This window comes from Elioraea sp., from assembly GCF_022842375.1.
Taxonomy (GTDB): domain Bacteria; phylum Pseudomonadota; class Alphaproteobacteria; order Acetobacterales; family Acetobacteraceae; genus Elioraea_A.
The window spans coordinates 63,083-88,544 of sequence record NZ_JALHPR010000003.1; the positions used below are offsets into that span (position 1 = coordinate 63,083).

Here is a 25,462-nt window from a genome sequence, read left to right on the forward strand (position 1 = left end):
CTCCGTTTTCCTAGACGCGTGCCGCGGCGCTTGCAACCCGCCCCAAACGCAGGGCGAGAAAGAGGGCCACGGTAACCAACGCGATGATGATTGTCGCCAATGCGAAGAGTTCGGGGGTGAGACCGAGTCTCATCGCAGAGAACACGACCATAGGAAGTGTCGTGGCACCAGGGCCGGACGTGAAGGAGGCGATCACCAGGTCGTCGAGCGAGAGGGTGAAGGCCAGCAGCCAGCCAGACGCCAGGGCCGGGGCGATCAGCGGCAGGGTGATGGTGCCGAACACCGTCCACGGCCGTGCGCCGAGGTCCATCGCCGCTTCCTCGAGGCTCTCGTCCACGTCGGCGAGGCGGGACTGCACCACCACCGCCACATAGGCCGCAGCGAAGGTGACGTGGGCGATGGTGATCGTCGTCACCCCACGCTCGCCAGGCCAGCCGACCGCTTCGGCGAGGGAGACGAACAGCAGCAGCAGCGACAGCCCGGTGATCACTTCCGGCATCACGAGGGGGGCGGCCACCATCGCGCCGAACAGCGCGCGGCCACGGAACAGGCCGAAGCGTGCGAGAACGAAGCCCGCGAGCGTGCCGAGCACCAGCGCACCCGTGGCACTGACCGTGGCGATGCGGAGCGAGAGCAGTGCCGCGCTGACGAGCGCATCGTTGTTCCAGAGTGCGACGTACCAGCGGAACGAAAACCCGGTCCAGCTCGTCACCAGCCGGCTGTCGTTGAACGACAGCAGCACAAGCAGCGCGATCGGCAGGTAGAGGAAAGCATAGCCCGCACCGAGTGCAAGCGAGAGCCACGGGAGCCGCCGCCTCATCGGCGCGCCGCCAGGTGCTGGAAGACGGCGATCGGGATCACGAGAACCAGCAGCAGGGCGACGGCAAGGGCGGAGGCCATCGGCCAGTCGCGGTTCTGGAAGAACTCGACCCAGAGCACGCGGCCGACCAGTTGCGCATCCGGCCCGCCGAGCAGCTCGGGGATCACGAACTCGCCGACGGCCGGGATGAACACCAGCATGAACCCCGCAACGATGCCCGGCAGGGAGAGTGGCAGCGTGACGGTGACGAAGGCCCGGAACGGCCGCGCGCCGAGATCGGCGGCGGCCTGGAGCAACACGGGGTCGAGCCGCGCGAGGGTGGCGTAGAGCGGCAGCACCATGAACGGCAGGTAGCAGTAGACGATGCCGACATAGACGGCGAAATCGGTATAGAGCAGCCGCAGCGGCTCATCGATCAGCCCGAGCGACAGCAGCGCGCCGTTCAGCACGCCCTGGTCCTGCAGGATGCCGATCCACGCCATGACGCGCAGCAGGAAGCTCGTCCAGAACGGCAGGATCACGAGCAGGAGGAGGAGGTTCCGCCGATGCGCGGGCGCGAGCGCGATCGCGTACGCCATCGGGTAGCCGAGGAGCAGGCAGAGCAGCGCCGACACGAACGCGACGTTCAGCGAGCGCAGGTAGGCATCGACGTAGAACGGATCGTCGAACAGCGTGGCGAAGCTGCCGAGGTTGAGAACGAGGGTGAGCACGTTCTCCTCGGTCCAGCGCAGCAGTGGCGCGTAGGGCGGGATGCCCAGCGCCGCTTCCGACAGGGCGATCCGCGCGACGATCAGGAAGGGCCCGAGGAAGAACAGCAGCAGCCACGCATAGGGCAGGGCAACGACAAGCCTGCGGCCGATGCGCTGCGTGCCGGTCATCGGGGCTGGTTCATTGCGCGAGGACAACGGTGGCGAAGTCCTGCCAGCGCACCGTCACCGCATCGTTCCACGTGATCGGCAGTTCCGTCATCCGCGTCTCGGTCGGGCGGCTGACGCGCACGAGCGAGCCATCCGGCAGTGCGACGACATACATCACGAAGTCGCCGTAATAGGCGATGTCGCGCACGAGGCCGCTGAGCGCGTTGGTGCCGTGCGCCGTGCCCTCGGCGGATTTCTCGATGCGCATCTTCTCCGGCCGCACCGCGACGAAGACGCGCCCGCCTTCGGGCTTAGGCGGATCGGTGTCGCTCGCAAAGAAGGCATCGAAGGCCGTGCTCTCGACCAGCGCGCCGGCCGCACCCACACCACTCCCCTGGGCACGCTTGACGATGCCCTCGAACACGTTGGCGGTGCCGAGGAATCCGGCGACGAAGCGACTCGCGGGATACTCGTACACCTCGGCAGGCGTTCCCACCTGCGCGAGGCGCCCATCCGTCATCACCGCGATGCGGGTGGCCATTGTCATCGCCTCCTCCTGGTCATGCGTGACCATGATGAAGGTCGTGCCGGTACGCTCCTGGATGTTCACGAGCTCGAACTGCGTCGCCTCGCGCAACGACTTGTCAAGCGCGCCGAGCGGTTCGTCGAGCAGCAGCAGCTTGGGCCGCTTGACCAGGCTGCGCGCGAGTGCGACGCGCTGGCGCTGCCCACCCGACAGCGCCTGCGGCCGCCGGGCGCCGAGGCCGCCGAGCTGCACGAGTTCGAGCATCTCCTCGACACGCCGCGCGATCTCGGCCCGCGCCACACCCTCGCGCCTGAGGCCATAGCCGATGTTGTCGGCAACGCTCATGTGCGGGAACAGCGCATAGGACTGGAACATCATGTTCACCGGCCGCTCATAGGGCGGCACGGGGGCAAGGTCCTGCCCCTCGAGCGTGATGCTCCCCTCGTCCGGCCGCTCGAAGCCCGCGAGCATGCGCAGCAGCGTCGACTTGCCCGAGCCCGATCCGCCCAGCAGCGCGAAGAGCTCACCCCGGTAGATGTCGAGGTCGATCGCATCGACCGCGACAACGTCGCCGAACCGGCGCGTCAGCCCACGCAGGCGGACATAGGGCTCGGCTTCCGGATCGCGCCAGGGCTCGGGTCCGCGCTCGGGCGCGCGTGGCCGTAGCCCTGGCGGCTGGGTCTGCATCGGCGGCCTGCGGGCGCGATCAGCGGCCCGCCTTGAACCTGGCCCAGGTGCGGTTGCGCGCGCGGTCTGCCGCCTGCGGCACGCCCGAGACGGTGAAGAACCGCGCGAAATCCTCCTCCGTCGGATAGACGTTGCGGTCCGACGTGATCGCCCGGTCGATCATTGGTTTCGAGGCAGGAACGGCGTTCGGGTAGCGCACCGCGTTGGTGATGGCGGCCATCACGTCGGGCTGCAGGATGAAGTTGATGAAGGCGTGCGCGTTCTCCGCGTTCGGCGCGTCGCGCGGGATGGCCATCACGTCGAACCAGAGCTGCGCGCCTTCCTTCGGCGCGACATACTGCACTGCCACGCCGCGATTGGCCTCGGCCGCGCGCACCTGTGCCTGGATCACGTCACCGGAATAGGTGAGCGCGAGGCATGCCTGGCCGGAGGCGAGCTGCTCGAGCGCGCCGCCCGAGGCGAAGCTGCGCACGGCGGGGCGGATGCCGAGCAGCGTCTGCTCGACGCGGCGGAGATCCTCGTTGTGGGTGCTGTTCTGGTTCAGGCCGAGATAGCGCAGCACCGTCGGCACCACGTCGGTCTGGCTGTCCATGATGGTGATGCCGCAGCGGGCGATGGCGCGGGCGTTCTCCGGCTTGAACAGCAGGTCCCAGCTGTCGAGCGGCGCGTTGGGCGCGAGCGCGCGGATGCGCTCGACGTTCAGCCCGAGGCCGATCGTGCCCCAGAGATAGATCAGCCCGTGGCGGTTGCCGGCGTCGGAACTGTCGAGGCGGCCCATCAGCGCCGGGTCGAGCCCGGCCGCATTCGGGATCCTCGACCGGTCGAGCGGCATCAGCGCACCCGCCGCGATCAGTCGCGAGAACGTCGGCTCCGAGGTCGGCACGATCACGTCATAGCCCGACCGCCCGGCCGACATCCTGGCTTCCAGCGTCTCGAGGCTGTCGAACACGTCATAGCGGACGCGGATGCCGGTCTCCGCCGTGAACCGCTCGACCACCTTGGGGTCGATGTAGTCGGTCCAGTTGAACACGTTCACCACCCGCTCCTGCGCCGCCGCGGGCATGGCGGCGAAGGCGCAGGCGAGCAGGGCGGCGCCAAGCTGGCGGAAACCCATGGGCATTGCGTGTCTCTCCTCGGCGATTTCGAACGCGGGGAGGACGGTAACACGCACGCGTATCGTGGCCAGCGCGGGTTGATGGCGCGCCGGCGCGTGCTGTGACGATTTTCCTTGACTATATTCCTACTACACGGCATCGTCCGTTCCGTCAGCGGGATGCGTGCGTCCGCCGCGCTGCACCCCGCTTCCGAGACACCCCTCCACCGCCTGCCCCACCCGCCCTGCGCATGCAGGGCGGTGGCGCAGCATGCGCGGAAAGGTCACCGCAACATGGCGTTCGATCCAAGGAACCTCGGCGTCCTCGCCTACGCCGCCGGTTTCTCGCTCTGGCAGTACCGAAGCCTCGTCGACAACGCCGCGACCATCGCGGGCCCCGGCCACATGGACCCCGTGGCTGCGATGCTCAGGCCCGATGACGTGATCCTCGCCACCGCGGCCGATCGCGGGCTGCTGCTCCGCGTCGTCTCGCTGAACGGGGGCAGCGTTACGCTCGCCGAACTCGGCTCCGGCACGGTGCAGCCGCCGAGCGTTCCCCTCACCGCCATTCTCGACATGGCCGACCAGCCGATCCTCGACGAGGCCGGCGCCTTCATCCTGCAGGAGTAGAGCGATGCCCCGTATCTCCAAGTACCCGGCCGCCGGCGCGGCAGCCGGAACGGACGAACTCGTCGCCAACCAGTCGGGCACGACCCGCAAGCTCACGGTCACGCAGCTGCGCAATGGCTTGCAGCCGTCATCGGGCGCGCTCACGGCACTGGCCGGCGTTACCGGCACGGGCGTGATGCGGCGCACGGGCGCCGACGCCTTCACCGCGGGCCCGCTGCCGCTCGGGCAGATCGAGCAGGGCGGGGCTGCGTCCGGCCAGGTGCTGAAGTGGAACGGCACCGCCTGGGCGCCCGCGGCCGATGCCACGGGCGGCGGCGGCTTCACCGGTGATTTCGGCGGCGGCCAGGCCTCGAACTATCTTGTCTCCGTGACGGAAAGTTCCGCCACCGCCATGACGCTGGCGGCGGGCCAGAGCGGCACGACGATGCGCCTGACCGCTGGCAGCACCGTGACGGTGACACTGCCGGCCGCGCTGCCCGTCGGGTTCAACGTCACCTTCATGCAGGCCGGAGCCGGCCAGGTGCAGTTCGTCACCGCCGCGGGGGCCACGCTCGTCAACCGCAGCGGCCATGTGCGCACGGCGGGCCAGCACGCGATGGTCTCGGTCATCGTCGGGGCGAACACGGGCGGCGCGGCTGCGATCTGGACGCTCTCCGGCGACACGGTGGCCTGATGCCAACCGCATACACGATGGGCGTGCGGGCACGGCGCTTCACCGTCGTCCCGCCGCAAGGCCCGGCCCAGGCGACGAGCCTTGCCTGGACCGTCGACAGCACGCTCACGGCAAGCGCTGCCGGCCTCGGCAACAACGAGATCAGCTACCGCGACGGGCTCTATGATTTCCGGGCGGACAACGACCTCCTGGTCACCACCGCGAACGGAGCCGTCTCGACACTTGCCTCCGGCCAGGGCTTCACCGGAACGCTGACGCAGGCGACCGCCGCGAACCAGCCAGCGCACAGCAGCGCGACCAGGACGATGAGCTTCGCGAGCGTCAGTGAAACCGACCTGGCGGCGGGAGACTGGCTCTCCCTGCCGCAGCTTGCCTCCTATGTCGGGACGAGCGGCAGCAACCGCCTCGGCGTCGCCTACATCCTGTTCCGCCGAACCGGCGCGTCGCACGCAACGACGCTACTGCGGGTTGGTGCCAACAACAGCACCTACGCAAGAGAGACCGCGCGTGCCTACCGCATCCGCATCGGCGGTACCAGCAACGTCACGCTGTCGCGCGAAGGCGACACCAGCGGCACGTATCTGGAGGCCGCGACGGCAAACAACCTCAGGACCGATGGCACCTGGTACGCGCTGGCGGCCGTGCTGAACGATGATCGCGACGAGAACGGTGCCCCCGACCAGGTCAGCCGCCTGTTCATCAAGGCATGGCCTGGCACCGACGTGAACTACCAGACGATGTTCATCGCGCAGACCGCGGCCACGACCAGCGTGACGAACCAGGCACAGGTCGCCGAAGTCAACCGCAGCCGCTGGAACAACAATGGCAGCGTGGCAGGCATCGGCACGAACCTCCAGGTGCACTCCTTCGGGTTCGACCGACTTCCGCCGATCACGAACGCCGGCATCGAGAACAACCTGGACAAGCTGCTCGCCCGGGTCTCGTCATGACCGCACGCTTCGGCAACGTCATGGTCGTCATCGGCGCGCAGTCGAAGGCGATCATGGCGCTGAGCGGTTCGGGCGAGACCGTGGACACGCCGATGCAATCTCTGCCAGCCGCCTCGCAGCGGCTGTTGTCGTTGCTGCAGGGCTTCATGCCGGCCGTTACCGTCGCCGTCGAAGGGCGGTCTGATGGCGGGCAGCCGGCGGGTGGCTGGACGGCGGTGAGCGATACCGCGGTCATGCGGTCGTACCAGTGGAGCTTCGGCAACGCATTCTGGCACGACACGAACAATGCGTTCGATGTCCACGGCGTCGCGACACGCGACTACCTGGTGGCACGGGCCAGTCCAAGCCGCCTCTGCATCTACGTGCACTACATGCCGAGCACGGACTTCGCCAACGCGAACACCAACTGGTCGGCGAGCCACTACGCCGACCATCTTGGTCGGTTCTACGACGCGCTCAACGCCGCCTGCGCGCCTGGCTTCGGCGAATTCCGCATCCTGCCCGTGCCGCAGGCAAGCCGCACCTCGGCCGATGCGCCACGCGTCGGCGAGGGCCGCGCGGCGATGGAGGCGCTCGCCGGCGGGCCGGCCTTCGCCGGCCTCGCCCGGCGGCCCTTCGTACTGAGGCCCGTGCATGTCGGCTCCGCCGTGCCGCGCGGCGGGTATGTCGAGGGCTCGAGCGACTTCCTGCACGACATCCGCTCATCCGCCTGGCGCGCGATGGCGCATGTCGCGGTCAGGATCGCGGGCCACAACGGCTTCGTGCCCGAGCAGATCGACCAGCCGCGCCTCGTCAGGGCGGTGCGGATCAACGCGACGACCGTCCGCGCGTTCATCGCGTCACCGCAGCGGCTGCCGATCGTCAGGCAGGGAACGAACCCTGGCTTCGACCTGACCCTCGGCACGGTGACCGCAGCCGCGGCCGTGGACAACAGCGCCGTTGCAACGACCGGCTACGCCACGGTCGACCTCGCCGTGTCGAGCCTCGCGGCGACGTCGCGGCTGCGCTATGCGGCCGGCGGCGGCCAGTACACGAGCTTCGCCAACGGGACGACGCCGCCTCGCGGCGTGCTCTCGCGGGCGATGTGGGCCAACCCGGGGCCCATCACGGCCATCACCGAGGCCGCGGAGGATGCGCTGAGCCCCGTTCCGGTCATGCACGTCGCGCCGCACGAGGCCGGCGTTCCCGTCGAACTCTAAGGAAGCAGATCCATGCCAAGCAACCTGACCACCGCCGGCGCGGCGGCGGCACTCGCTGCCGTCAGCGGCAGCTATTTCGTCGGCCTCGGCACCGGGCAGAGCCCATCCGGCCTCGTCGGCGAGGCGGCGAGCGGCGGCTATGCCCGCCAGCCCGCGACGCTGGTCCCGACAGGGACGACGGCGACCAACGGTGCGGCCGTCACCTTCGCCGGCTTCACCACGACGCTCGGCTCCTTCACCCATGCCGGGCTGTTCACCGCCGCGACCGGCGGCACGTGCCTCTGGGTGGGTTCGCTCACTGCCGCGGTGAACATCACGGCCGGGGGAAGCATCACCTTCCAGGCCGGCGACCTCGACACCGCGATCGCCACGGCCGCCTGAGCCGCACTGACGTTCTCTATCGCTCCACCTTCCCCCTGGTCCAAGGAACCGATCCGATGCCCTTCGACGTCCAGAAGCTCAGCGTGCTCGCCTATGCCAACGGCTTTACGCTCTGGCACTACCGCAACGACGCCGACAGCCGCGCGGCGATCCTCGCACCCGGCTATTTCGATTCGAGCGCGCACCTGCTTCGCCGCGGCGACATGCTACTGACGCGTTCGTCCGACAGCTTCGCGATCCTGCACGTGACGACGAACACCGGCACCTCGGTCAGCGTCTCGGCGATCGTCTGAGGCGCGGCCCCGACCAGGCGGCGGGGGGGACGGCAGCGGTGCCGCGCTTCCCCGCCGGTGCCGCGGCACAGGCCGGGGGTGCGCATGGTGCTGCTGGACAGGATTGAACTGTCGACCTCTCCCTTACCAAGGGAGTGCTCTACCACTGAGCTACAGCAGCGCCGCCGGGTTCCTGCCACAGCGGCGGCCGCCAGACAAGGCGCACGCAGCAAGGGGCGGCGCCCGGCCGCCAACGACGGATGCCATTGACGTCGCTGCCGGGACCAGCCAGGACCGTGCGATGCAGGACAGCGAAAGCCCCGGACGTCCCCGCGGGAAGCCCCCCTCCCCGGTATCCTCCCCAGCCCTCACCGAGGCGGGCCGCGAGGCCCGTGCAGCACGCGATGCCCGCAGTGCCGCGGCGCTGCGCGAGAACCTGATCCGCCGCAAGGCCCAGGCCCGCGCCCGCACCGGCCCCGCCGAGCCGCGGCAGGGCAGCTAGCCGCCCCGCGCCTGGCGGCGGTTGAGCCGCCCCACTCCCTCCGCTACATCCTCGGGCATTCCTGACACCGCCGTGGAGTCGCGCCCGATGGGCATCATGCCCGACCACTGGATCCGCCGCATGGCGACCGAGCGCGGGATGATCTCGCCCTTCGTCGAGAAGCAGACGCGTGACGGCGTGATCAGCTACGGCCTCTCCTCCTACGGCTACGACGCGCGCGTCGGCCCCGACTTCAAGCTCTTCACGAATGTCGAGAGCGCGGTGGTCGACCCCAAGAACTTCACGCCCACCTCCTTCGTCGACCGTACGACGGATGTCTGCGTGATCCCGCCCAACTCCTTCGCACTCGCTCACACGATCGAGTATTTCCGCATCCCGCGCGACGTGCTCGTGATCTGCCTCGGCAAATCAACCTATGCGCGCTGCGGCATCATCGTGAACGTCACCCCGCTCGAACCCGAGTGGGAGGGCCAGGTGACGATCGAGATCTCCAACACCACGCCGCTGCCCGCGCGCATCTACGCCAACGAGGGCATCTGCCAGTTCCTGTTCCTGCAGGGCACGGAGGTGTGCGAGACCTCCTACGCCGACAGGCGAGGCAAATACATGGGCCAGCGCGGCGTCGCGCTGCCGAAGCTCTAGAGGGGCGCGCGCGATGGACCGTATCCGCATCCAGGGCGGCCGGCCGCTCGAGGGCACCATCCGCATCGGCGGGGCCAAGAACGCCGCGCTGCCGCTGATGGCCGCGGGCCTCCTCACCGATGAGCGGCTGACGCTGACCAACGTGCCTGCCTTGGCGGACATCGCGACGATGGCCGCCCTGCTGCGCACCCTCGGCGTCGCGGTCGATCCTGTGGGGAATGACGGTCGCGTGCTTGCCATCGGCGGCGCGATCACCTCATCCGAGGCGCCCTACGACATCGTGCGCAAGATGCGCGCCTCGGTCCTCGTTCTCGGGCCGCTCGTCGCCCGCACCGGCGAGGCCCGCGTGTCGCTGCCCGGCGGCTGCGCCATCGGCACGCGGCCGATCGACCTGCACCTCAAGGCGCTCGAGGAACTCGGCGCCGAAATCACGCTCGAGGCAGGCTACGTCACCGCCACGGCCCGAAAGGGACTGAGGGGGGCCAACGTGATCTTCCCCTTCGTCTCGGTGGGTGCGACCGAGAACCTGCTGATGGCCGCCACCCTCGCCGAAGGCACGACGGTGATCGCCAATGCCGCGCGCGAGCCCGAGATCGGCGACCTTGCCGCCTGCCTCACCGCCATGGGCGCGCGCATCGAGGGCGTTGGCACCGACCGGCTGACCGTGCATGGCGTGACGAGCCTTCACGCCGCCACCCACCCCATCATCCCCGACCGCATCGAGACCGGCACCTATGCTTGTGCGGCCGCCATCACCGGTGGTTCCGTGCTCCTCGAAGGCGCCAAGCTCGAACATCTCGGCGCCGTCATGCGCACGCTGCGCGAGGCGGGCGTCGAGGTCGCGGAGGCTGCGGGCGGGCTCAGCGTGAAGCGGCTGAACGGGCTGCACGGGGCGGATGCGATGACGGAGCCGTATCCCGGTTTCCCCACCGACATGCAGGCGCAGTTCATGTCGCTGATGAGCGTCGCCGAGGGTGCGTCGATGGTGACGGAGACGATTTTCGAGAACCGCTTCATGCACGTGCCCGAGCTCTCGCGCATGGGGGCCAACATCGTCGTCCACGGCGCCTCGGCGATCGTCCGCGGCGTGCCAGCCCTCTCCGGCGCGCCGGTGATGGCGACAGACCTCCGCGCCTCCGTCTCTCTCGTGCTCGCAGGCCTCGCGGCGAAGGGCGAGACGATCGTCAACCGCGTCTACCACCTCGATCGCGGCTATGAGCGCGTCGAGGAGAAGCTCGCCGCCTGCGGGGCGGCGATCGAACGCATCCCCGGCTGAGAGCCCGATTGACAATGCTACTGTCACGGCCGCCTGGCTTTGGTGTCCTGCGCTTCCGGTGCTCACGGCCCTTGAGGCCGCTGCGCGCCGGTTCTCGGACACCGCGCCATCCGGCTCATGACAGCGCATTCTCAAACGGGCTTTGAGCCTGAAGCGGGACGATGCGCTCACTCGTCCGCACCAACCGCGACATCCGCGTCGATTTCTTCCGCGGCTTCGCGCTCTACTGCATCTTCGTCGGCCACATCCCCGACCATGCGCTCTGGGTGCTGACCCTGCAGGTGCTCGGGCCCTCCGACAGCACCGAGAGCTTCATCTTCCTCGCCGGCTACGCGGCCGCCTTCGCCTATGGCCGCGCCTATGAGCGGCATGGCTGGGCCTATGCGGCAGCGGCCGTCGTGCTGCGGGTCTGGTCGCTCTATGTCATGCACATCTTCATGTTCGTGGCGTTCGTGGCGCAGGTGTCGTGGTCGGCCGCGCGCTTCGCCAACCCTGCCTATATCGACGAGATCAACATCGGCGCGTTCCTCGACGAACCGCACATCGCCGTGCTCGATGCGCTGTCGCTGCGCTTCCAGCCGGCGTTCATGGACATCCTGCCCCTCTACATCGTCATCCTGCTGATCTTCGCGCTGATGCTGCCGCTGATCCGGCGTCCTCTCGTGCTGCTCTGCGTCTCCGGCGGGCTCTACCTGTTGATCAGGGTGACGCGCTTCAACCTCACGACCGCGCAGGGCGAGTGGTTCTTCAACCCGCTCGCCTGGCAGTTCTTGTTCGTGGGCGGTGCCGCCGTCGCGGTGATGCCTGATCGCGTGAAGGCCGCGCTGCAACGCGCCGGCCCCGTGCTGCTGCCGTTTGCGATCATGGGCGTGCTGGCGGGGTTGTTCATCAGCGCCGTCTGGCGCATCCCCGCGGTCTATGGCGCGCTGCCCGAGCCGGTCGCGGCGATGATCTACACGACGATCGACAAATCCGGGCTGCACCCGATCCGGCTGCTGCATTTTCTCTCGCTTGCCTACCTCGCCGCGCGGCTGGTGCCGCCGGGGGCGCGCTGGCTCACCTCCTGGGCGGCGCTGCCCTTCACAATGCCGGGCCAGCACGGGCTGGTGGTGTTCGCGCTTGGCGTATTCCTCTCCTTCCTCGGCCGACTGGTGATGCAGGAGTGGGACGCGACCTTCGCGACGCAGCTCGTCATCGCCATCGTCGGCTGGGCTGTCTGCGTCGCGATCTCGGCTTTCCAGGCCTGGTATGACGGCAAGGGCCGTGGCGGCCCGGGTACGAGGGAGAAGGCGACGCTGCCTTCTCCCTTGGCGCAACCATCGTCACCTGATAGCGGTGCTTCATGACCGGTTGCCGCAGGCTCTTCGCCGCGCTGGCCCTGCTGGCCATGGCCGCGCATCCTCTGCCCCTCGCCGCCTCGGTGACGGGGGACAGGTGCGCCGCGCCCGCCGAATTCACCGTCGCGAGCGGTGCCCTGCCCGCCACCGCCGCCGCGGTGCGTAACCGGCGCACCCTCCGCGTCCTCGTCGTCGGCACAGGGTCATCGACCAATGGCGGCACCTCCGGCCAGGGCAGTTCCTACCCCCAGCGGCTGGAGAAGGAGCTCGCCTCCGCGTTTCCAGGAATCACCGCCACGGTGCAGACGCGCGGCGGGCGCGGGCTGACGGCGGCCGACATGCTGCCGATGGTCATCGAAGGACTGGCCGAGTTCAGGCCTGATCTTCTCGTGTGGCAATCGGGCACGGTCGATGCCGTGCGAGGCCTCGACCCCGACGGCTACGGCGCGACGGTGGCCTCGGGCATCGAGAAGGCGGTGCGCCGTGGAGCCGACGCGGTGGTGATGGACATGCAGTTCAGCCGCTTCTCGCGCGCCACGCTGAACTATGGCCCGTTCCGGCATGCGCTCGAGACGGCGGCGGCGGCAACGCCGGGTGCCGCGATGTTCCAGCGCTACGAGCTGATGCGCTTCTGGGCCGCCGCCGGGCAGATCGACCTCGAACGCGCGCCCAGGCCGGAATGGCAGAGTGCGGCCGACCAGCTGCATGCCTGCATCGCGCGAAAGCTGGCCGAGCTCATCCGCGATGGTGTGCGCCAGACCACGCGCTGAGACGCGTGCGAGGCGCCTGCCGGCGGCTTGTTGCCCCTTCCCCCCGATGCTACCACCCGCGCCGTGAACGCGACCAGCACCACCGGCTTTTCCACCCCCACCCTCGCGCGCGCAGCCGCAGCACCACTCGTGCTCGCCCTGCCGAAGGGGCGGATCATGGCCGAGCTGTCGCCGCTGCTCGCCCGCGCCGGCGTCGTGCCCGACGCCGACTACGCCGACGAGGACAGCCGCCGCCTGCGGTTTGCCACTGCCGATGCCGGGCTCGACGTCGTCCGCGTGCGCCCCTTTGATGTCGCGACCTTCGTCGCCTTCGGGGCTGCCGCGATCGGCATCGTCGGCTCCGACGTGCTGGCCGAGTTCGACTATCCCGAGCTCTACGCCCCACTCGACCTCGGCCTCGGCCTCTGCCGCCTCTCGATCGCGGCCCCCGCGGCCGATGCGCATGGCGAGGGGACCTGGGCCGACGATCCCTCGCGCTGGAGCCAGGTGCGGGTGGCGACCAAGTATCCCAACACCGCCCGCCGTCACTTCGCCGCGCGCGGCGTCACGGCCGATGTCGTCCACCTGTCCGGCGCGATGGAGCTTGCACCCTCGCTCGGCCTGTCCCGGCTGATCCTCGACCTGGTGCAGACCGGCTCGACGCTCAGGGCCAACGGCCTGGTCGAGGTGGAGCATGTGGCCGACGTCTCCTCCCGCCTGATCGTCAACCGCGCTGCGCTCAAGACGCGCCCCGAACTGCTCGGCGGGTGGATCGCGCGGTTCCGCGCCGCCGCCGCCGCGGCATGAGCGACGTGCGCAGGCTCGCCACCACCGATCCCGGGTTCGAGGACGGCTTCGCCGCCCTGCTGGCCGACCGCGCCGAGGCGAACGTCGATGCCGAGGCCGCAGCCGCTGCGATCATCGCCGAGGTTCGCGCCCGCGGCGACGCGGCAATCGCCGCGTACACGCAGCGGTTCGACCGCGTGGCGATCACGCCCGACCGGTTCCGCGTGACGGAGGCCGAGATCGCAGCTGCCGATGCCGCGACCTCGCCGGCCCTTGCCGCCGCGCTCGACATGGCCGCTGCCCGGATCGCGGCATTCCACCGCGCGCAGATGCCCGCCGACCTTGCGACGCGCGATGCGTCGGGCGTTCACCTCGGCATGCGCTGGGGCGCTCTCGATGCCGTCGGCATCTACGTGCCTGGCGGCAAGGCGGCCTACCCCTCCTCGGTGCTGATGAATGCGATTCCCGCGCGCGTGGCGGGCGTGTCTCGCGTCGCCATGGTCGTTCCCGCACCCGATGGCGTGCTGAACCCGCTCGTGCTTGCCGCGGCGAGGCGGGCGGGGGTGAGCGAGATCTGGCGCATCGGGGGCGCGCAGGCCATCGCGGCACTTGCCTACGGCACCGAGACGATCGCGCCCGTCGACCGCATCGTCGGCCCCGGCAACGCCTATGTCGCGGCCGCCAAGCGCCAGGTGTTCGGCACGGTCGGCATCGACATGATCGCCGGTCCCTCAGAGGTCGTCGTGGTCGCCGATGGCCTGAACGACCCGCGCTGGATCGCCGTCGACCTGCTGGCCCAGGCGGAGCATGACGAGGCGGCACAGGCGATCCTGGTCACCGATGATGCCGGCTTCGCCGACCGCGTCGCCGCCGCGGTGCAGGATGAGCTCACCCTCAGCCCGCGCGCGGCGATCGCCGGCGCCTCCTGGCGCGACCATGGCGCCATCGTGGTGGTGCGCGACCTCGGCGAGGCGGCTGAGCTGGTGAACCGCCTCGCACCCGAGCATCTCGAGCTTGCGGTAGCGGAGCCGGCCGCCCTGTTCGGACGCATCCGCCATGCGGGGGCGGTGTTCCTCGGCCGCCACTGCCCCGAGGCGCTGGGCGACTACGTGGCGGGGCCGAACCACGTCCTGCCCACCTCGCGCACCGCCCGCTTCGCCTCTGGCCTCTCGGTGTTCGATTTCCTCAAGCGCACGACGTGGGTGTCGGCCGATGCCGCGGCACTGGCCGCGATCGGCGCAGCGGCGGTGGCCCTCGCGGAAGCCGAGGGGCTGCCGGCCCATGCCCGTTCCATCGCGCTCAGGCTTGGATAGGGCAAGGCGCGCGCCCGGCTCAGCTTGACCCGTCTTCCGGCGGGGATCATGTTCCCGCCGCAACACGGAACGCCCCCGCTCGGCGGGGCAAGATCACGGGGTTCGATGCCGAAAGAAGACATGATCGAGTTCGACGGCATGGTGACGGAGCTTCTGCCCAACGCCATGTTCCGCGTGAAACTCGACAACGACCACATCATCCTCGCCCACACCTCGGGCAAGATGCGCAAGAACCGCATCCGAGTTCTTGCCGGCGACAGGGTCAAGGTCGAGATGACCCCGTATGACCTGTCCAAGGGTCGCATCACCTTCCGGTTCAAGTAGCCGGCCAGGCGGCGTCCCGTGCGGCCGCCCCTCGTTCTCGCCTCCGCCTCGCCGCGGCGGCTGGACCTCCTGCGCCAGATCGGCCTGGTTCCCGACGCGGTCGACCCTGCCGCGATCGACGAGACGCCACGCCCCCGCGAGCTGCCGGCCCGGCTTGCCGCGAGGCTCGCCGCCGCCAAGGCGGACGCGGTCGCAGCGCGCCATCCAGGCGCCTTCGTGCTCGCCGCCGATACCGTCGTCGCCCTCGGCCGCCGCACACTCCCAAAGGCCGAGACGGAGGAGGAGGCGCTGGCCTGCCTCGCCGCCCTCTCGGGCCGGCGGCACAGCGTTCTCGGCGGCATCGCCCTGGTCGGCCCGGACGGGCGGCGGGCCGAGCGGCTGGTCACCACCGCCGTGCGGTTCCGCAGGCTCGACCGGCGCGAGATCGTGGCCTATCTCGCGCTGGGTGAGTGGCGCGGCAAGGCGGGTGGCTACGCCATCCAGGGCATGGCGGCGGCCTTCATCCCCTATCTCGGCGGCAGCCACAGCAACGTCGTCGGCCTTGCGCTGGCCGAGACGGCATCGCTGCTCGCCGGCCTCGGCTATCCCGGACCATGGGCGACGCCATGGACACCGACAGGCTCCTGATCGCAGCAAGTCCCGGTGAGCGGCGGCTCGCCCGCCTCCGCGCCGGGCGGCTCGTCGCCTACACGATCGAGCGGACCTCGCAGGCGGACCTCGTGGGCGCGCTCTGCCACGCCCGCGTGACTGCGGTCGCCCAGGCACTGGCGGGTGCGTTCATCGCCATCGGTGGTGGTGCCGTCGCCTTCCTCCCGGCAGACGAGGCCGACCCGGCACGGGCTGACGGCACGCCCGCACGCCCGATCGGCGCGATCGTCACGGTCGGACAGGCCCTCCCCGTCCGCATCACCCGGGCGCCGATGGGCGGCAAGGGGTCGCGAGCCAGCGCGCGCCTCGACGCGGCAGACCGCGAGGCAGCGCTGCGGGTTCCACCCCCCGCCCTCGTCTCGCCAGGCCCAGGTGCCGTCGCCCGCGCGCTGGCCGACCCGCCGGGCGCGATCGTGACCGATGACCCAGACCTCGCCGCGACCCTCCGCGCCGGCTTCCCAGCACTTGCCGGGCGGATCGCGACAGCCCCAGCCCCGCTGTTCGACGCGGCACTGGAGGAGGAGATCGAGGGGCTTGGAGCGCCCGAGGTACCGTTGCCGCGCGGCGGCAGGCTCGCGATCGCGATCACGGCGGCGGTGACGACGATCGACATCGACACGGGCAGTGGGGGCGGTGGCGGGGGGGGCGGCGCACGCGCCGTGCGCGAGGCGGCGAACCGCACGGGGCTTCTGGAGGCGGCGCGCCAGGTGGCGCTGCGCAGCCTCTCGGGCAACATCGTGATCGACCTCGCCGGGCTTCCCGGCGGCAAGGGCGGGCGCGCGGCGCTGCTTGCCGCCGCCGAAGCCGCCTTCGCCGCCACGGTGCCCGACGCGCGGGTGCTCGGCTTTTCCCGCCTCGGGCTGCTCGAGGTCGTTCGCCCACGCATCCATCCAGCCCTGGCCGAATTGCTGGGCACGCCAGCGTCTGGCGTGGTTCCCTCCCCGCTCAGCGAGGCGCTGGCTGCGTTCCGCGCGGCGCTTCGACTGGCGGCCGAGCCGGGTGCGGCACCAAGGCTCGTCGCCTCCCGTGCCGTGGTCGCCGCTGCACGGAGCGGTGAAGCGCTGGCGGCCTATGCTGCGAAGGCCGGTCGGCCGCTGGCCCTCGTGGAGGAGCCGGGCTTGCCCGACGCGGCCTGGCGTGTGGAGGATGGCCGCCGACGATGAATGCACCTCGACGCCAGCTCTGCCCGATCTGCCGCCGCCCGCTCAGCCCCGCACCCGAGGCAGCGCGGCTCCGGCCGTTCTGCAGCAAGCGCTGCGCTGACATCGACCTGCACCGCTGGCTCTCCGGTGGCTACCGCGTCGAGACCGACGAGACGACAGGCTCGACGGGGGATGACGGCGGCGATGAGCGCTGAACTCAAGCTCTGGTGCGGGGGGTGATGGACAGGTGCGGCGCGGTCTTGTATCACCGCCCGCCTCTGCTGGTGCCCAGGTAGCTCAGTTGGTAGAGCATGCGACTGAAAATCGCAGTGTCGCTGGTTCGATTCCGGCCCTGGGCACCATTTTATTCAAATGTCCCGGATCGAGCGCACCGGGTAGCGGTCCAGCGCGAAACGGGGAGCCGATCAGCCTGTCGCGTCATGAGGTTCTCCCGACCCATGACCTCATTCGCCACGGACGCGGGCTTGGCTGCCGTCGAGGCCGGCATGGCCCCGCCGCGCCGCCGCCGCAGCCCTGCCCCACAGCAGCGCGTAACCTGTCCGCCACCGACCGCGAAAGGATTGGGAACGTCCGGGAGCACGCGCATGGGTTCAGGGGTTGCCGGTGATCAATCGTCGCGTGGCTTTGCGCAACGCTCCGCCCCAGGCCCAGCAACAGCCGCTGTCTGGCCCAATGCCGCTTCGATTGAGAGGGACGGGGCGGCGCTCGCAGCGAAGGCTGCCTCGCAGCTTTGGTCGGCTGAGTGCGACATCGATTGGCGTCTCGCGCCGGTGCGGCCCTGGTGGCTGCCGCGGCGCAACCACGTGATGTTGGCCAGCCAGTTCCTGCATGGCGAACGGGCGGCACGATCGGCGTGCGAGGCTCTCCTACCGCTGCTGCCGGACGGCGCGCTGCGGCTTGCCCTGGCAACCCAGATCACGGACGAGGCACGGCATTGCGAGGCCTACGAACGCTATCTCGCTCGTCTCGGCGACATCAGCCCACGCCGGACGCTCCTGGCCGACGCGTTCAGCCGGATCGCCGACTGGAAGGGCCCAGCCGGGGGTCTGGTTCTCGCCACGCACGTGGTGCTGGAGAGCGAAGCGCTGGCAATCCAGCAGGACCTCGTGCGCGACTTTCCCTGCCCGATCCTCCAGCGCATCTGCCAGCTCGCCGGGCGTGACGAAAGTCGGCATCTCGCCCTGGGCCGCATTCTGCTGAAGGCAGCTGACCTGGCCGCCCGTCCGATCGATGAACGGCTGGCGCTGCATCATGCGTTGCATCGCTTGTGGCAGGACTGCGCACAGGCCGTCGTCGAGGACCACGGCGTGATCCTGTGGCGTGCTGTCCCACGCTCGCGGCTGGACGCCGGCTGGCGCCGCCTGCAGGTGACGTTCCGGCGGGTGGGGCTCATCGGCCACGGCGAGGCGCGGGCCTTCGGTGCCGCCGAGGCCGCGGTCCCTGCCGGATGATCTCGGTCGTCATCCCGGCATTGAACGAGGCCGCGCGGCTGCCGGGCTTGCTGGCGCAACTGCGCGCGGATGCACCGTTGCACGAAATCCTCGTCAGCGACGGCGGCAGCGTCGATGACACGGCTGCGGTCGCGGCTGCCAATGGCGCCCGTTGCATCGGTGGCACGCCCGGCCGTGGCGTGCAGCTGGCACGCGGGATTGCCGCATCGCGCGGCAGCGTCGTTCTGATGCTGCATGCCGATTCGCGCTTCCCGCATGGCGGCCTCGCCGCGATCGAGGCCGCCCTGTCGGCGCGGCCAGAGGCCCAGGGCGGCAATTTCCGCCTGCTGTTCGATGGCGATGATCCCTTCTCTCGCTGGCTAGAGGGGTTCTATGCGCGGCTGCGGCGGCACGGCGTTTATTACGGCGACAGCGGCATCTTCATCCGTCGTTCCGCCCTCGACGCGATCGGCGGGATCAGGCCGATCGCGCTGATGGAGGATTTCGATCTTGCCCGCCGCATGGAGCGTGCCGGCCCGACCGTCACCATAGCGCAACCCGCCCTGACCACGTCGTCGCGCCGTTTCGTCGGCCGCGGGCCACGGGCGATCGTGACGGGGTGGATAAGGCTGCACCTTCTGCATGCGCTCGGCGTGTCGCCCGATCAGCTCGCCCGGATCTACGATTCCGCTCGCGAGCGGGTGCGATGAGCACGCCGCGGCGGAGCCTGCCGGCGATGCTCGCGGCCCTCGCGATGCCACGTCCCGTGCACGCCGATACGACAGACCCGGCACGCGACCCCGCCGGGTGGCAGCGTCTCGACGTGCCGGGGCGCGCGCCGGTGCGGTTCTGCCTGCTGTCGGATGGGGTGGTCACGATCGACGCCGAACGCGCGGTCGGCTTCCTGCTGCGCCCGATCGCGCCGGGCGAAGTGCCGTCGCCCGGCTATCGCATGGTGTGGCGCTGGTGTGTCATGGCCACCCCGCCAGCCAGCGACGCGACGGCGATCGGCGCAGACGACCGACCGGCCAGCGTCCATCTGCTGTTCGCCGGCGCGGGAAGCGGCGGCGGGCTTGGTGCCGTGCTGCGGCGGGGCCTGAGACGCGGCCTGCTCGGCAGCGCCTTCTCCGGCCGCGCGCTGAGCTATGTGTGGGGCGGGCGGGCGCCAGCGGGAACCGTGATGCCCAACCCGCACCTCGCGCCTGACGGCATCCTCCTGGTCAGGAAGGGGCCTGACGCGCCGCTTGGCACCTGGTGTGACGAACGGGTGGACCCAGCTTCTGACTATCGCGCGGCGTTCGGCGATGCCGCACCGCCGCCGACGCACCTCGCGCTGTCAGCCGACACCGACGATCTCGGTGGGCGCGCCGCCGTCGCACTCCTGCCACCCCGGTTCGTGGCGGGCTGATCCCGCCGGGAGCCCGGGGGCGCTCGGCTCAGGCGAGCGTGCCGCGGATCGGGTAGTTCATCTCCTGGATGCGCTTCGCCCCACGCGCGATGCCGCCGAGGTCTGGGCGGGCGAAGGGCGCGTTGGAGATGTCGATCAGCTGCGCCTGGCCGGCGGGATTGATCAGGAACAGCCCGGGCTCGGCGAAGGGACGGTCGGTCTCCTGCGGCGAGCGCGGGTGCGAGATGTAGAGGCCCATCGCCTGCATCTGCGGCACGCTCAGCCCGTAGCCCAGCGGAAAGCGCCAGCCGAACTCGGCATGATCGGCCGCTGCCTTCTCCTCCGGATCGGCAGAGATGGCAGCGACCGCGACGCCGGCCGCGGCAAACTCATCGAGCAGTGAGTCGAGCGTGCCGAGATAGGGCTTGCAGAGCGGGCAGTGCTTGCCGCGATAGACCACGAGCAGCCGCCAGCCCTGCATCGTGGCGGGCGCGATCTCGCCGCCGCCCAGGCGCGGCACCGCGATGGCCGGGAATGCCTCGCCCGCGGCGAGCTTCGTCGATTGGGTCATGGTCGGCTCTCTCCCGTTCATGGTGATGTCGCGTCCTGATCCCGCCTGACACGCCGATGGGCGGACGAGGAGCATCGCCTCGCTCGCATCGTGCACGCCGGGTCTCCGTGCGCGTCCGCCGGTGCCGCGCCGGGTGATGTGGTCGCGGGCGTGCTCATGCGCCGAAGCAAGGGCTGCGCCGCGCCATGCCGCCGTGCAGGTCGAGCAGGCGTTCGCGCCAGACCAGCACGACGTCGCCCTCCTCCAGCAGCGACAGCGGGCTCGTGCTGCGCGCCCACATGAAGCTGCCGAACACGATGTAGTCGGCGTAGTCGGGCGCATCGCCGCCGAGGAATGGCCCGTGGGCGAGCGCCAGGCGCAACGGCTGCAGCGTGGCGCGGAAGGCCGGCAGCTTCTGCTCGCGGTCGGCGGTGACCTGGTCGAGCGTCATGCCGAACCGCTTCTCGCGGCTTGCCACGAAATAGCTCCGCTCCGCCTCGCGCAGCAGGGGCGGGATGTCGGAGACGATCAGCCGCGCGATGCCGGGCTGAAGAACCGCATCGTTCCACGCCGCGACGAAGCGATAGGGCTCTGGCCGCCCATGCAGCAGGCTCGGCCGGTCGGGATAGGCCTCGTCGAGGTAGCGCGCGATGGTCCAGGAATCGGCCACCGTCCGGTCGCCGTCCACCAGCACGGGCACCTTGGCATGCTGCGCGAAGGCGAGGCGGTCCGTCTCGGTGAAGCGCCAGGGGATGCTCTCGAAGTCGAGGCCCTTGTGCGCCAGTGCCATGCGGCTGCGCCAGCAGAACGGGCTGAACACGCGGTCCGGGTCGGCACCGCAGAGTTCGTAGAGGTGACGTGCCACGGTATCAGCGCCCCTTCACTGTCGTTGCGGTCTGGCCGAACAGCAGCGCTGCCGAGGCGGCGGTCACGGTCGGTTCCGTATTGACCTCGGTGGCGCGCGCATAGGCACGCGCCGTCGCTGGCCGCGCCGCGATGGCTGCGAACCACCGCGCGATGTGCGGGAAGTCGGCGAGGTCCTGGCCCTGGCGTGCGTGCGGCACGACCCATGGGTAGCAGGCCATGTCGGCGATCGAGTAGTCGGGGCCGGCGATGAACGCACGGTCGGACAGGCGCTTGTCGAGCACGCCGTACAGGCGCCCTGTTTCGTTCACGTACCGATTGATCGCGTAAGCGATCGGCTCGGGCGCGTAGTGCGCGAAATGGTGGTTCTGCCCGGCCATCGGGCCAAGCCCGCCCATCTGCCAGAACAGCCATTGCAGCACCTCCGCCTGCCCGCGGATGTCGGTAGGATGCGGCATGAAGCGGCCGGTCTTCGCCGCGAGGTAGAGCAGGATGGCGCCGCTCTCGAACAGCGGCACGGGCGCGCCGCCATCGGCCGGGGCATGATCGACGATGGCAGGGATCCGGTTGTTCGGCGCGATGGCGAGGAACTCGGGCTTGAACTGGTCGCCCCGCGAGATGTTCACCGGGATGATGCGGTAGGCGAGCTCCGCCTCCTCGAGGAACATCGTGACCTTGTGGCCATTGGGCGTGGTCCAGTAGTGCAGGTCGATCATGCGCGGTGCTCCGGGGCGGGGGGATCGAGGAGGGCAAGGGCCTGGCGCGCGGCACCGCGCAGCAGCGCGGCATCGGCCCTGGCGCGGGACAGCACGCGCAGGCCCATCACCGTGCACAGCAGAAGCCGCGAGAGGTCGTGCGCCGATGGCTGCGGCGCGATCGTGCCGTCGCGCTGGCCGGCCAGCACGCAGCGGCGGAAGAAGCCCTCCAGCTCGGCCAGCCGGGCCGCCACGACGGCGCCGATCGCCTGATCGTGCGGGCCGACTTCCAGCGCGGAATTGACCAGCAGGCACCCGCGCGGATCAGCCAGCGATCGCGTGACGATCTCGTTCAGGAAACAGGTGATCGCCGCGTGCGGTGGGCGTTCTCGCTCCAGCCGCGCGATCCTCTCCCGCATGTTCCGATCGAGGTAGCGATCGAGGCAGCGGGTGAACAGCGCATGCTTGTCGCCGAACGCGTTGTAGAGGCTCGCCGGCACCAACCCCATCGACCGGCCGAGGTCGCGCACCGACGTTCCGGCATAGCCATGCTGCCAGAACTGATCGGTGGCGGCGTCAAGCACCGCGATCTCGTCGAACGCACGCGGGCGCGCCATGCGGCCGCATCCCCTCGGCTGGAGGCATCACTTGTTTTAGAGCGACTGTTATAGAACATCCACAAGGCGTGGCAAGAGGCCGATCTCCTCATGTCAGGCGCGGGTTGCCTTCGCTATTGCAACGGCTGCGGCGCGCCACCCACCGCCCGTGATCGGCGGAGCGGATCGCAGCGTTCCGGAAACGGCGCGATGATGGAGATCGACGCCCTCAGCGCCGCGCCGTCACGATGGTCGTGCAGGCGCTCTCGAGCTTCGGCAGGTCACGCTGCGGCGCCATGCGGATCCGCAGCCGCCGGTCATCGCCGCGCACCACCGGGCAATAGGGGTCCGGCTCGTCCAGCGCCTCCATCAGCCGCCGGCGCCCCGCGCAGCCGCCGCCGCAGGTGGCGCGGTGCGCGCAGGGCTCGCAGGCAGGCGGCACCGATCGCGCGGCGACGAAGGGCGCGCTCTCCACGATCGCCTCTCCGGCACCGAGCAGCAAATCGAGCGGCGCGCCGCCGCCCGGCCAGTAGACGCAAGGCTGCACCGTGGCGCGCGGCGTCACCCGCACCGTCGCCACGCCGCAGCCGCCCTGGCGCGGCGGCAGCCCCGCCATGGCGCGCACCAGCGGCTCTCCCACGGCGATTGCGTCGGTCTCGGCGAACAGCCTGGCGAAGCCGTCCCAGTATTCGTCATAGGTGAGCGCGTAGCTGTCGCTGCGCACCGACTGGTACACGTTGAGGCGCAGCGGCGCGTCGAATGCGGCAGCGACCTCGGCGATCTCGGCGAGGCGCAGGTGGTTGCTGCGCATCATGACCGCGATGATCGTGACGCCAACGCCCATTTCCCGGCAGCGGCGCGCCTGGCGCTGGATCAGGTCCCAATTGCCGTCCCCGCGCTGGGCGTCCTGCTCCTCGCGTGTCGGGTAGTCGAGCGAGAATTCCACGTCGGCGAAGCTGCGCAGCTCGGCATCATCCAGCACCTCGATCGAATGGCCGTTGGAGGTGATGGTGAGCTTGACCGGCTGGCTGCGGAAATAGCCGAGCATGTCCCGGAACTCCGGGTGCATGCCGTTCTCGCCGGTGCCGAGGTTGACCGAGCGCACCGGCAGCCGGTCAAGCACCGACCGCACCTGGTCGAGGCCCAGGCGATCGGTCCGCGTCGGGTCGCGGTAGCAGAAGGCGCAGGCGAGGTTGCACTCGTTGGTCAGCCCGAGCCCGAGGGCGAAGCGCCGCTCCGTGGCGACCTGTCCCTCAACGGTCATGGTGTGCGCTCCCCGCCACGGCTACGCTTCGACGATGCATCCAACGTCCCCCTCCGCTCTGCCCACGCCGAGCTCCCCCGATCCTCGCATGCCCGAGGCCGTGCCGGCGACCCTCCAGCCCGACCAGGACGCCGCCCGCTGGGACCGGCATGCCGAAGCCTACGAAGCCGTGTTCGAAGGCCTCACCGATGCCTTCGCAACCGCAGCGCTCGATCTGCTCGAACCGCTCCGCGACGCGCGCCTGCTCGACCTCGCCGCCGGTGCGGGCGGCGCGGCCTTGCAGGCGGCCGCGCGCGGCGCCCACGTCACTGCATTCGATGCATCGGCCGCCATGGTTACACGCATCCGGCACCGTGGTGCCGGGGCTGCGATCCTGGCCGAGCAGGTTGATGCCCGGCTGCCCCTGCCGCGGCCGGATGGCGCCTTCGACCTGGCGCTGTCGTGCTTCGGCGTCGTGCTCCTGCCAGACCCCGTCCCGGCCTTGCGGGAGCTGCATCGGGTGCTGCGGCCCGGTGGGGTTCTGGCCGTGGTGACCTGGACCGAGCCTGGCCGCTACGAGCTCGCCGCGAGGCTCCGGTCAGCGGTCGAACGGGTCAGCGGGGCCCCGCCGCCGGCAGGGCCGATCCCAGCGCAACTCCGCTACACCGAGCCGGCGGCGCTGGTGGCGCTGCTCGACGCAGGCGGGTTCGGCGCCGCCAGGGTCATGCGGGTGGAGGCGACGCTGCACGCCGCCTCGGCCCGCGCGCTCGCCGCCGCGCTCGACTTCGCGCCGGGAATGGCAGCGCTGCTCGATGGCCTCGGACCCGACCGCACGGCGGTGGAAGCGGCCTTCGCCGAGGCGCTCGAGGCCGACCAGGGCGTCGGGCCGGTCGCGCTTGGCGCGGTCGCGCAGATCGGCGTCGCGATGCGGACGTAACCTTTCGTCGGGCGCTGGCGAAACCTTTCGATAATCGGGAGACAAGCATGCACAGCCGACGCCCCCTGCTCGCCCTGCTCGCCGGCAGCGCCATCGCACGCCCGGCGCTGGCGCCGCCAGCTGTGGCCCAGGCGCCGGCCCGCCTGGTGTTCACCGCAATCCCCGACCAGGACGAGACGCGCCTGGTCGAGCGTTTCCGGAGGGTCGTCGGCTATCTCGAGCGCGCGCTCGGCGTGCCGGTCCAGTATGCGGCGGTGAAGAGCTATGCGGCCGCGGTCACCGCCTTCACCAACAACCAGGTGCAGCTCGCCTGGTTCGGCGGGCTGACCAGCAGCCAGGCGCGCCGCGCCGTGCCGGGTGCCGAGGCGATCGTGCAGGGGGCCGAGGATGCGGCGTTCTTCAGCTACTTCATCGCCAATACCAGCACCGGGCTTGCCCGGTCTGACGCCTTCCCCGCGGGCATCGCCGGGCGAAGCTTCACCTTCGGCTCGCGCGCCTCGACCTCGGGGCGGGTGATGCCGGAACACTTCATCCGCCAGAATCTCGGCCGCGCGCCCGACCAGGTGTTCTCCCGCGTCGGCTTCTCGGGCGATCATTCGCGCACCATCCAGGTGGTGCAGTCCGGCGCCTTCGAGGTCGGCGCCGTCGACTTCACCGTCTTCGACCTCGAGAGCCGGCTCGGGCGGGTGGACCCGGCGAAGGTGCAGTTCATCTGGCAGACGCCGCGCTTCCCAAATTACAACTGGACCATCCGCGGCGACGTCGACCAGCGGTTCGGGCCTGGGTTCAAGGAGCGGGTCAGGGCAGCGCTGCTCGCCATCGAGGATCCGGCGATCCTCGAGATCTTCCCGCGCTCGCGGTTCATCCCGACATCCAACGCGGAATACGCCCCGATGGAAGCCGCCGCGCGGGCCCTCGGGGTGCTCGACTGA

Annotated in this window: 31 protein-coding genes and 2 tRNA genes; 23 read left to right on the forward strand and 10 right to left on the reverse strand. The window is 70.3% G+C overall.

All coding sequences use genetic code 11. The annotated features are described in order from the left end of the window. Positions 1 to 10: 10 nt before the first annotated feature. The 4 genes from Q0C38_RS03630 to Q0C38_RS03645 are packed head-to-tail and all read right to left on the reverse strand — an operon-like array spanning position 11 to position 4,010. Positions 11 to 820, reverse strand: coding sequence for an ABC transporter permease subunit (locus Q0C38_RS03630; RefSeq protein ID WP_291295697.1), 810 nt, complete (start codon positions 818 to 820; stop codon positions 11 to 13). Beyond that, entirely contained in the window at positions 817 to 1,698 is an 882-nt protein-coding gene (locus Q0C38_RS03635; RefSeq protein ID WP_291295698.1) for an ABC transporter permease subunit, read from the reverse strand. The genes Q0C38_RS03630 and Q0C38_RS03635 overlap by 4 nt, the downstream gene beginning before the upstream one ends. A gap of 10 nt (positions 1,699 to 1,708) precedes the next feature. After that, positions 1,709 to 2,890: an ABC transporter ATP-binding protein gene (locus Q0C38_RS03640; RefSeq protein ID WP_291295699.1), complete on the reverse strand. Its 1,182-nt coding sequence runs from the start codon at positions 2,888 to 2,890 to the stop codon at positions 1,709 to 1,711. Positions 2,891 to 2,909: 19 nt separating this feature from the next. Next, entirely contained in the window at positions 2,910 to 4,010 is a 1,101-nt protein-coding gene (locus Q0C38_RS03645; protein WP_291295700.1) for a polyamine ABC transporter substrate-binding protein, read from the reverse strand. A gap of 267 nt (positions 4,011 to 4,277) precedes the next feature. Here Q0C38_RS03645 and Q0C38_RS03650 point away from each other — a divergent pair, with 267 nt between their 5' ends. From Q0C38_RS03650 to Q0C38_RS03675, 6 genes are read left to right on the forward strand one after another with little or no spacing between them, the layout of a single operon-like run. Next, positions 4,278 to 4,613 carry a hypothetical protein gene (locus Q0C38_RS03650; protein ID WP_291295701.1) on the forward strand — a complete coding sequence of 112 codons (336 nt, stop codon included), beginning with the start codon at positions 4,278 to 4,280 and terminating at the stop codon, positions 4,611 to 4,613. Positions 4,614 to 4,617: 4 nt separating this feature from the next. Continuing rightward, positions 4,618 to 5,286, forward strand: coding sequence for a hypothetical protein (locus Q0C38_RS03655; RefSeq protein ID WP_291295702.1), 669 nt, complete (start codon positions 4,618 to 4,620; stop codon positions 5,284 to 5,286). Next, complete coding sequence (locus Q0C38_RS03660) at positions 5,286 to 6,236, forward strand: hypothetical protein (RefSeq protein WP_291295703.1); 951 nt, start codon at positions 5,286 to 5,288, stop codon at positions 6,234 to 6,236. Before Q0C38_RS03655 ends, Q0C38_RS03660 begins: the two co-directional genes overlap by 1 nt. Continuing rightward, the gene (locus tag Q0C38_RS03665) at positions 6,233 to 7,435 is read left to right on the forward strand and encodes a hypothetical protein (protein ID WP_291295704.1); all 1,203 of its coding nucleotides are present in this window, start codon (positions 6,233 to 6,235) and stop codon (positions 7,433 to 7,435) included. Before Q0C38_RS03660 ends, Q0C38_RS03665 begins: the two co-directional genes overlap by 4 nt. A gap of 12 nt (positions 7,436 to 7,447) precedes the next feature. Continuing rightward, positions 7,448 to 7,816: a hypothetical protein gene (locus Q0C38_RS03670; RefSeq protein WP_291295705.1), complete on the forward strand. Its 369-nt coding sequence runs from the start codon at positions 7,448 to 7,450 to the stop codon at positions 7,814 to 7,816. Positions 7,817 to 7,872: 56 nt separating this feature from the next. Continuing rightward, a complete protein-coding gene (locus Q0C38_RS03675) occupies positions 7,873 to 8,109 on the forward strand; it encodes a hypothetical protein (protein ID WP_291295706.1) in 237 nt (78 codons plus the stop codon). 85 nt (positions 8,110 to 8,194) lie between these two features. Here Q0C38_RS03675 and Q0C38_RS03680 read toward each other — a convergent pair. Then, positions 8,195 to 8,269 (reverse strand) — tRNA-Thr (locus Q0C38_RS03680). Positions 8,270 to 8,389: 120 nt separating this feature from the next. Between Q0C38_RS03680 and Q0C38_RS03685 the strand changes: the two genes are divergently transcribed. The 15 genes from Q0C38_RS03685 to Q0C38_RS03755 all read left to right on the forward strand — a co-directional run bounded on the left by Q0C38_RS03685 (position 8,390) and on the right by Q0C38_RS03755 (position 19,666). After that, positions 8,390 to 8,590 (forward strand): hypothetical protein, encoded by a 201-nt coding sequence (locus Q0C38_RS03685; RefSeq protein WP_291295707.1) that lies wholly within the window; start codon positions 8,390 to 8,392, stop codon positions 8,588 to 8,590. Between the two features lie 87 nt (positions 8,591 to 8,677). Further along, positions 8,678 to 9,232, forward strand: coding sequence for a dCTP deaminase (gene dcd / locus Q0C38_RS03690; RefSeq protein WP_291295942.1), 555 nt, complete (start codon positions 8,678 to 8,680; stop codon positions 9,230 to 9,232). Between the two features lie 13 nt (positions 9,233 to 9,245). After that, on the forward strand, positions 9,246 to 10,508 hold the full coding sequence (gene murA / locus Q0C38_RS03695; protein ID WP_291295708.1) for a UDP-N-acetylglucosamine 1-carboxyvinyltransferase: 1,263 nt from the start codon (positions 9,246 to 9,248) through the stop codon (positions 10,506 to 10,508). A gap of 161 nt (positions 10,509 to 10,669) precedes the next feature. Continuing rightward, positions 10,670 to 11,854 (forward strand): OpgC family protein, encoded by a 1,185-nt coding sequence (locus Q0C38_RS03700; protein WP_291295709.1) that lies wholly within the window; start codon positions 10,670 to 10,672, stop codon positions 11,852 to 11,854. Next, a complete protein-coding gene (locus Q0C38_RS03705) occupies positions 11,851 to 12,615 on the forward strand; it encodes a hypothetical protein (protein ID WP_291295710.1) in 765 nt (254 codons plus the stop codon). The genes Q0C38_RS03700 and Q0C38_RS03705 overlap by 4 nt, the downstream gene beginning before the upstream one ends. A gap of 63 nt (positions 12,616 to 12,678) precedes the next feature. Then, on the forward strand, positions 12,679 to 13,401 hold the full coding sequence (gene hisG, locus Q0C38_RS03710) for an ATP phosphoribosyltransferase (protein ID WP_291295711.1): 723 nt from the start codon (positions 12,679 to 12,681) through the stop codon (positions 13,399 to 13,401). Between the two features lie 5 nt (positions 13,402 to 13,406). Continuing rightward, positions 13,407 to 14,693: a histidinol dehydrogenase gene (hisD, locus tag Q0C38_RS03715; RefSeq protein ID WP_291295943.1), complete on the forward strand. Its 1,287-nt coding sequence runs from the start codon at positions 13,407 to 13,409 to the stop codon at positions 14,691 to 14,693. Positions 14,694 to 14,798: 105 nt separating this feature from the next. Then, positions 14,799 to 15,017 (forward strand): translation initiation factor IF-1, encoded by a 219-nt coding sequence (gene infA / locus Q0C38_RS03720; protein WP_291295712.1) that lies wholly within the window; start codon positions 14,799 to 14,801, stop codon positions 15,015 to 15,017. 18 nt (positions 15,018 to 15,035) lie between these two features. Further along, positions 15,036 to 15,644 (forward strand): nucleoside triphosphate pyrophosphatase, encoded by a 609-nt coding sequence (locus tag Q0C38_RS03725; RefSeq protein WP_291295713.1) that lies wholly within the window; start codon positions 15,036 to 15,038, stop codon positions 15,642 to 15,644. Further along, positions 15,623 to 16,828 (forward strand): ribonuclease E/G, encoded by a 1,206-nt coding sequence (locus Q0C38_RS03730; RefSeq protein WP_291295714.1) that lies wholly within the window; start codon positions 15,623 to 15,625, stop codon positions 16,826 to 16,828. The genes Q0C38_RS03725 and Q0C38_RS03730 overlap by 22 nt, the downstream gene beginning before the upstream one ends. Continuing rightward, complete coding sequence (locus Q0C38_RS03735) at positions 16,825 to 17,022, forward strand: DNA gyrase inhibitor YacG (RefSeq protein ID WP_291295715.1); 198 nt, start codon at positions 16,825 to 16,827, stop codon at positions 17,020 to 17,022. Before Q0C38_RS03730 ends, Q0C38_RS03735 begins: the two co-directional genes overlap by 4 nt. Before the next feature lie 71 nt (positions 17,023 to 17,093). Next, a tRNA-Phe gene (locus tag Q0C38_RS03740) sits at positions 17,094 to 17,169 on the forward strand. 465 nt (positions 17,170 to 17,634) lie between these two features. Continuing rightward, positions 17,635 to 18,279 (forward strand): ferritin-like domain-containing protein, encoded by a 645-nt coding sequence (locus Q0C38_RS03745; protein ID WP_291295716.1) that lies wholly within the window; start codon positions 17,635 to 17,637, stop codon positions 18,277 to 18,279. Then, complete coding sequence (locus Q0C38_RS03750) at positions 18,276 to 18,968, forward strand: TIGR04283 family arsenosugar biosynthesis glycosyltransferase (RefSeq protein ID WP_291295717.1); 693 nt, start codon at positions 18,276 to 18,278, stop codon at positions 18,966 to 18,968. Before Q0C38_RS03745 ends, Q0C38_RS03750 begins: the two co-directional genes overlap by 4 nt. Continuing rightward, positions 18,965 to 19,666: a DUF3047 domain-containing protein gene (locus tag Q0C38_RS03755; protein ID WP_291295718.1), complete on the forward strand. Its 702-nt coding sequence runs from the start codon at positions 18,965 to 18,967 to the stop codon at positions 19,664 to 19,666. Before Q0C38_RS03750 ends, Q0C38_RS03755 begins: the two co-directional genes overlap by 4 nt. 28 nt (positions 19,667 to 19,694) lie before the next feature. Here Q0C38_RS03755 and Q0C38_RS03760 read toward each other — a convergent pair whose 3' ends face one another. The 5 genes from Q0C38_RS03760 to Q0C38_RS03780 form a co-directional block, all read right to left on the reverse strand. Then, positions 19,695 to 20,216, reverse strand: coding sequence for a redoxin domain-containing protein (locus Q0C38_RS03760; protein WP_291295719.1), 522 nt, complete (start codon positions 20,214 to 20,216; stop codon positions 19,695 to 19,697). Positions 20,217 to 20,370: 154 nt separating this feature from the next. Beyond that, positions 20,371 to 21,060 carry a glutathione S-transferase family protein gene (locus Q0C38_RS03765; RefSeq protein WP_291295720.1) on the reverse strand — a complete coding sequence of 230 codons (690 nt, stop codon included), beginning with the start codon at positions 21,058 to 21,060 and terminating at the stop codon, positions 20,371 to 20,373. A gap of 4 nt (positions 21,061 to 21,064) precedes the next feature. Further along, the gene (locus Q0C38_RS03770) at positions 21,065 to 21,775 is read right to left on the reverse strand and encodes a glutathione binding-like protein (protein ID WP_291295721.1); all 711 of its coding nucleotides are present in this window, start codon (positions 21,773 to 21,775) and stop codon (positions 21,065 to 21,067) included. Next, complete coding sequence (locus tag Q0C38_RS03775) at positions 21,772 to 22,371, reverse strand: TetR/AcrR family transcriptional regulator (RefSeq protein WP_291295722.1); 600 nt, start codon at positions 22,369 to 22,371, stop codon at positions 21,772 to 21,774. The genes Q0C38_RS03770 and Q0C38_RS03775 overlap by 4 nt, the downstream gene beginning before the upstream one ends. A 208-nt stretch (positions 22,372 to 22,579) precedes the next feature. Then, entirely contained in the window at positions 22,580 to 23,614 is a 1,035-nt protein-coding gene (locus tag Q0C38_RS03780) for a radical SAM protein (RefSeq protein WP_291295723.1), read from the reverse strand. 100 nt (positions 23,615 to 23,714) lie between these two features. Between Q0C38_RS03780 and Q0C38_RS03785 the strand changes: the two genes are divergently transcribed. Both Q0C38_RS03785 and Q0C38_RS03790 read left to right on the forward strand, forming a co-directional pair. Next, a complete protein-coding gene (locus tag Q0C38_RS03785) occupies positions 23,715 to 24,530 on the forward strand; it encodes a class I SAM-dependent methyltransferase (RefSeq protein WP_291295724.1) in 816 nt (271 codons plus the stop codon). A gap of 47 nt (positions 24,531 to 24,577) precedes the next feature. Continuing rightward, positions 24,578 to 25,462, forward strand: a complete 885-nt coding sequence (locus Q0C38_RS03790; RefSeq protein WP_291295725.1) for a putative selenate ABC transporter substrate-binding protein — start codon at positions 24,578 to 24,580, stop codon at positions 25,460 to 25,462.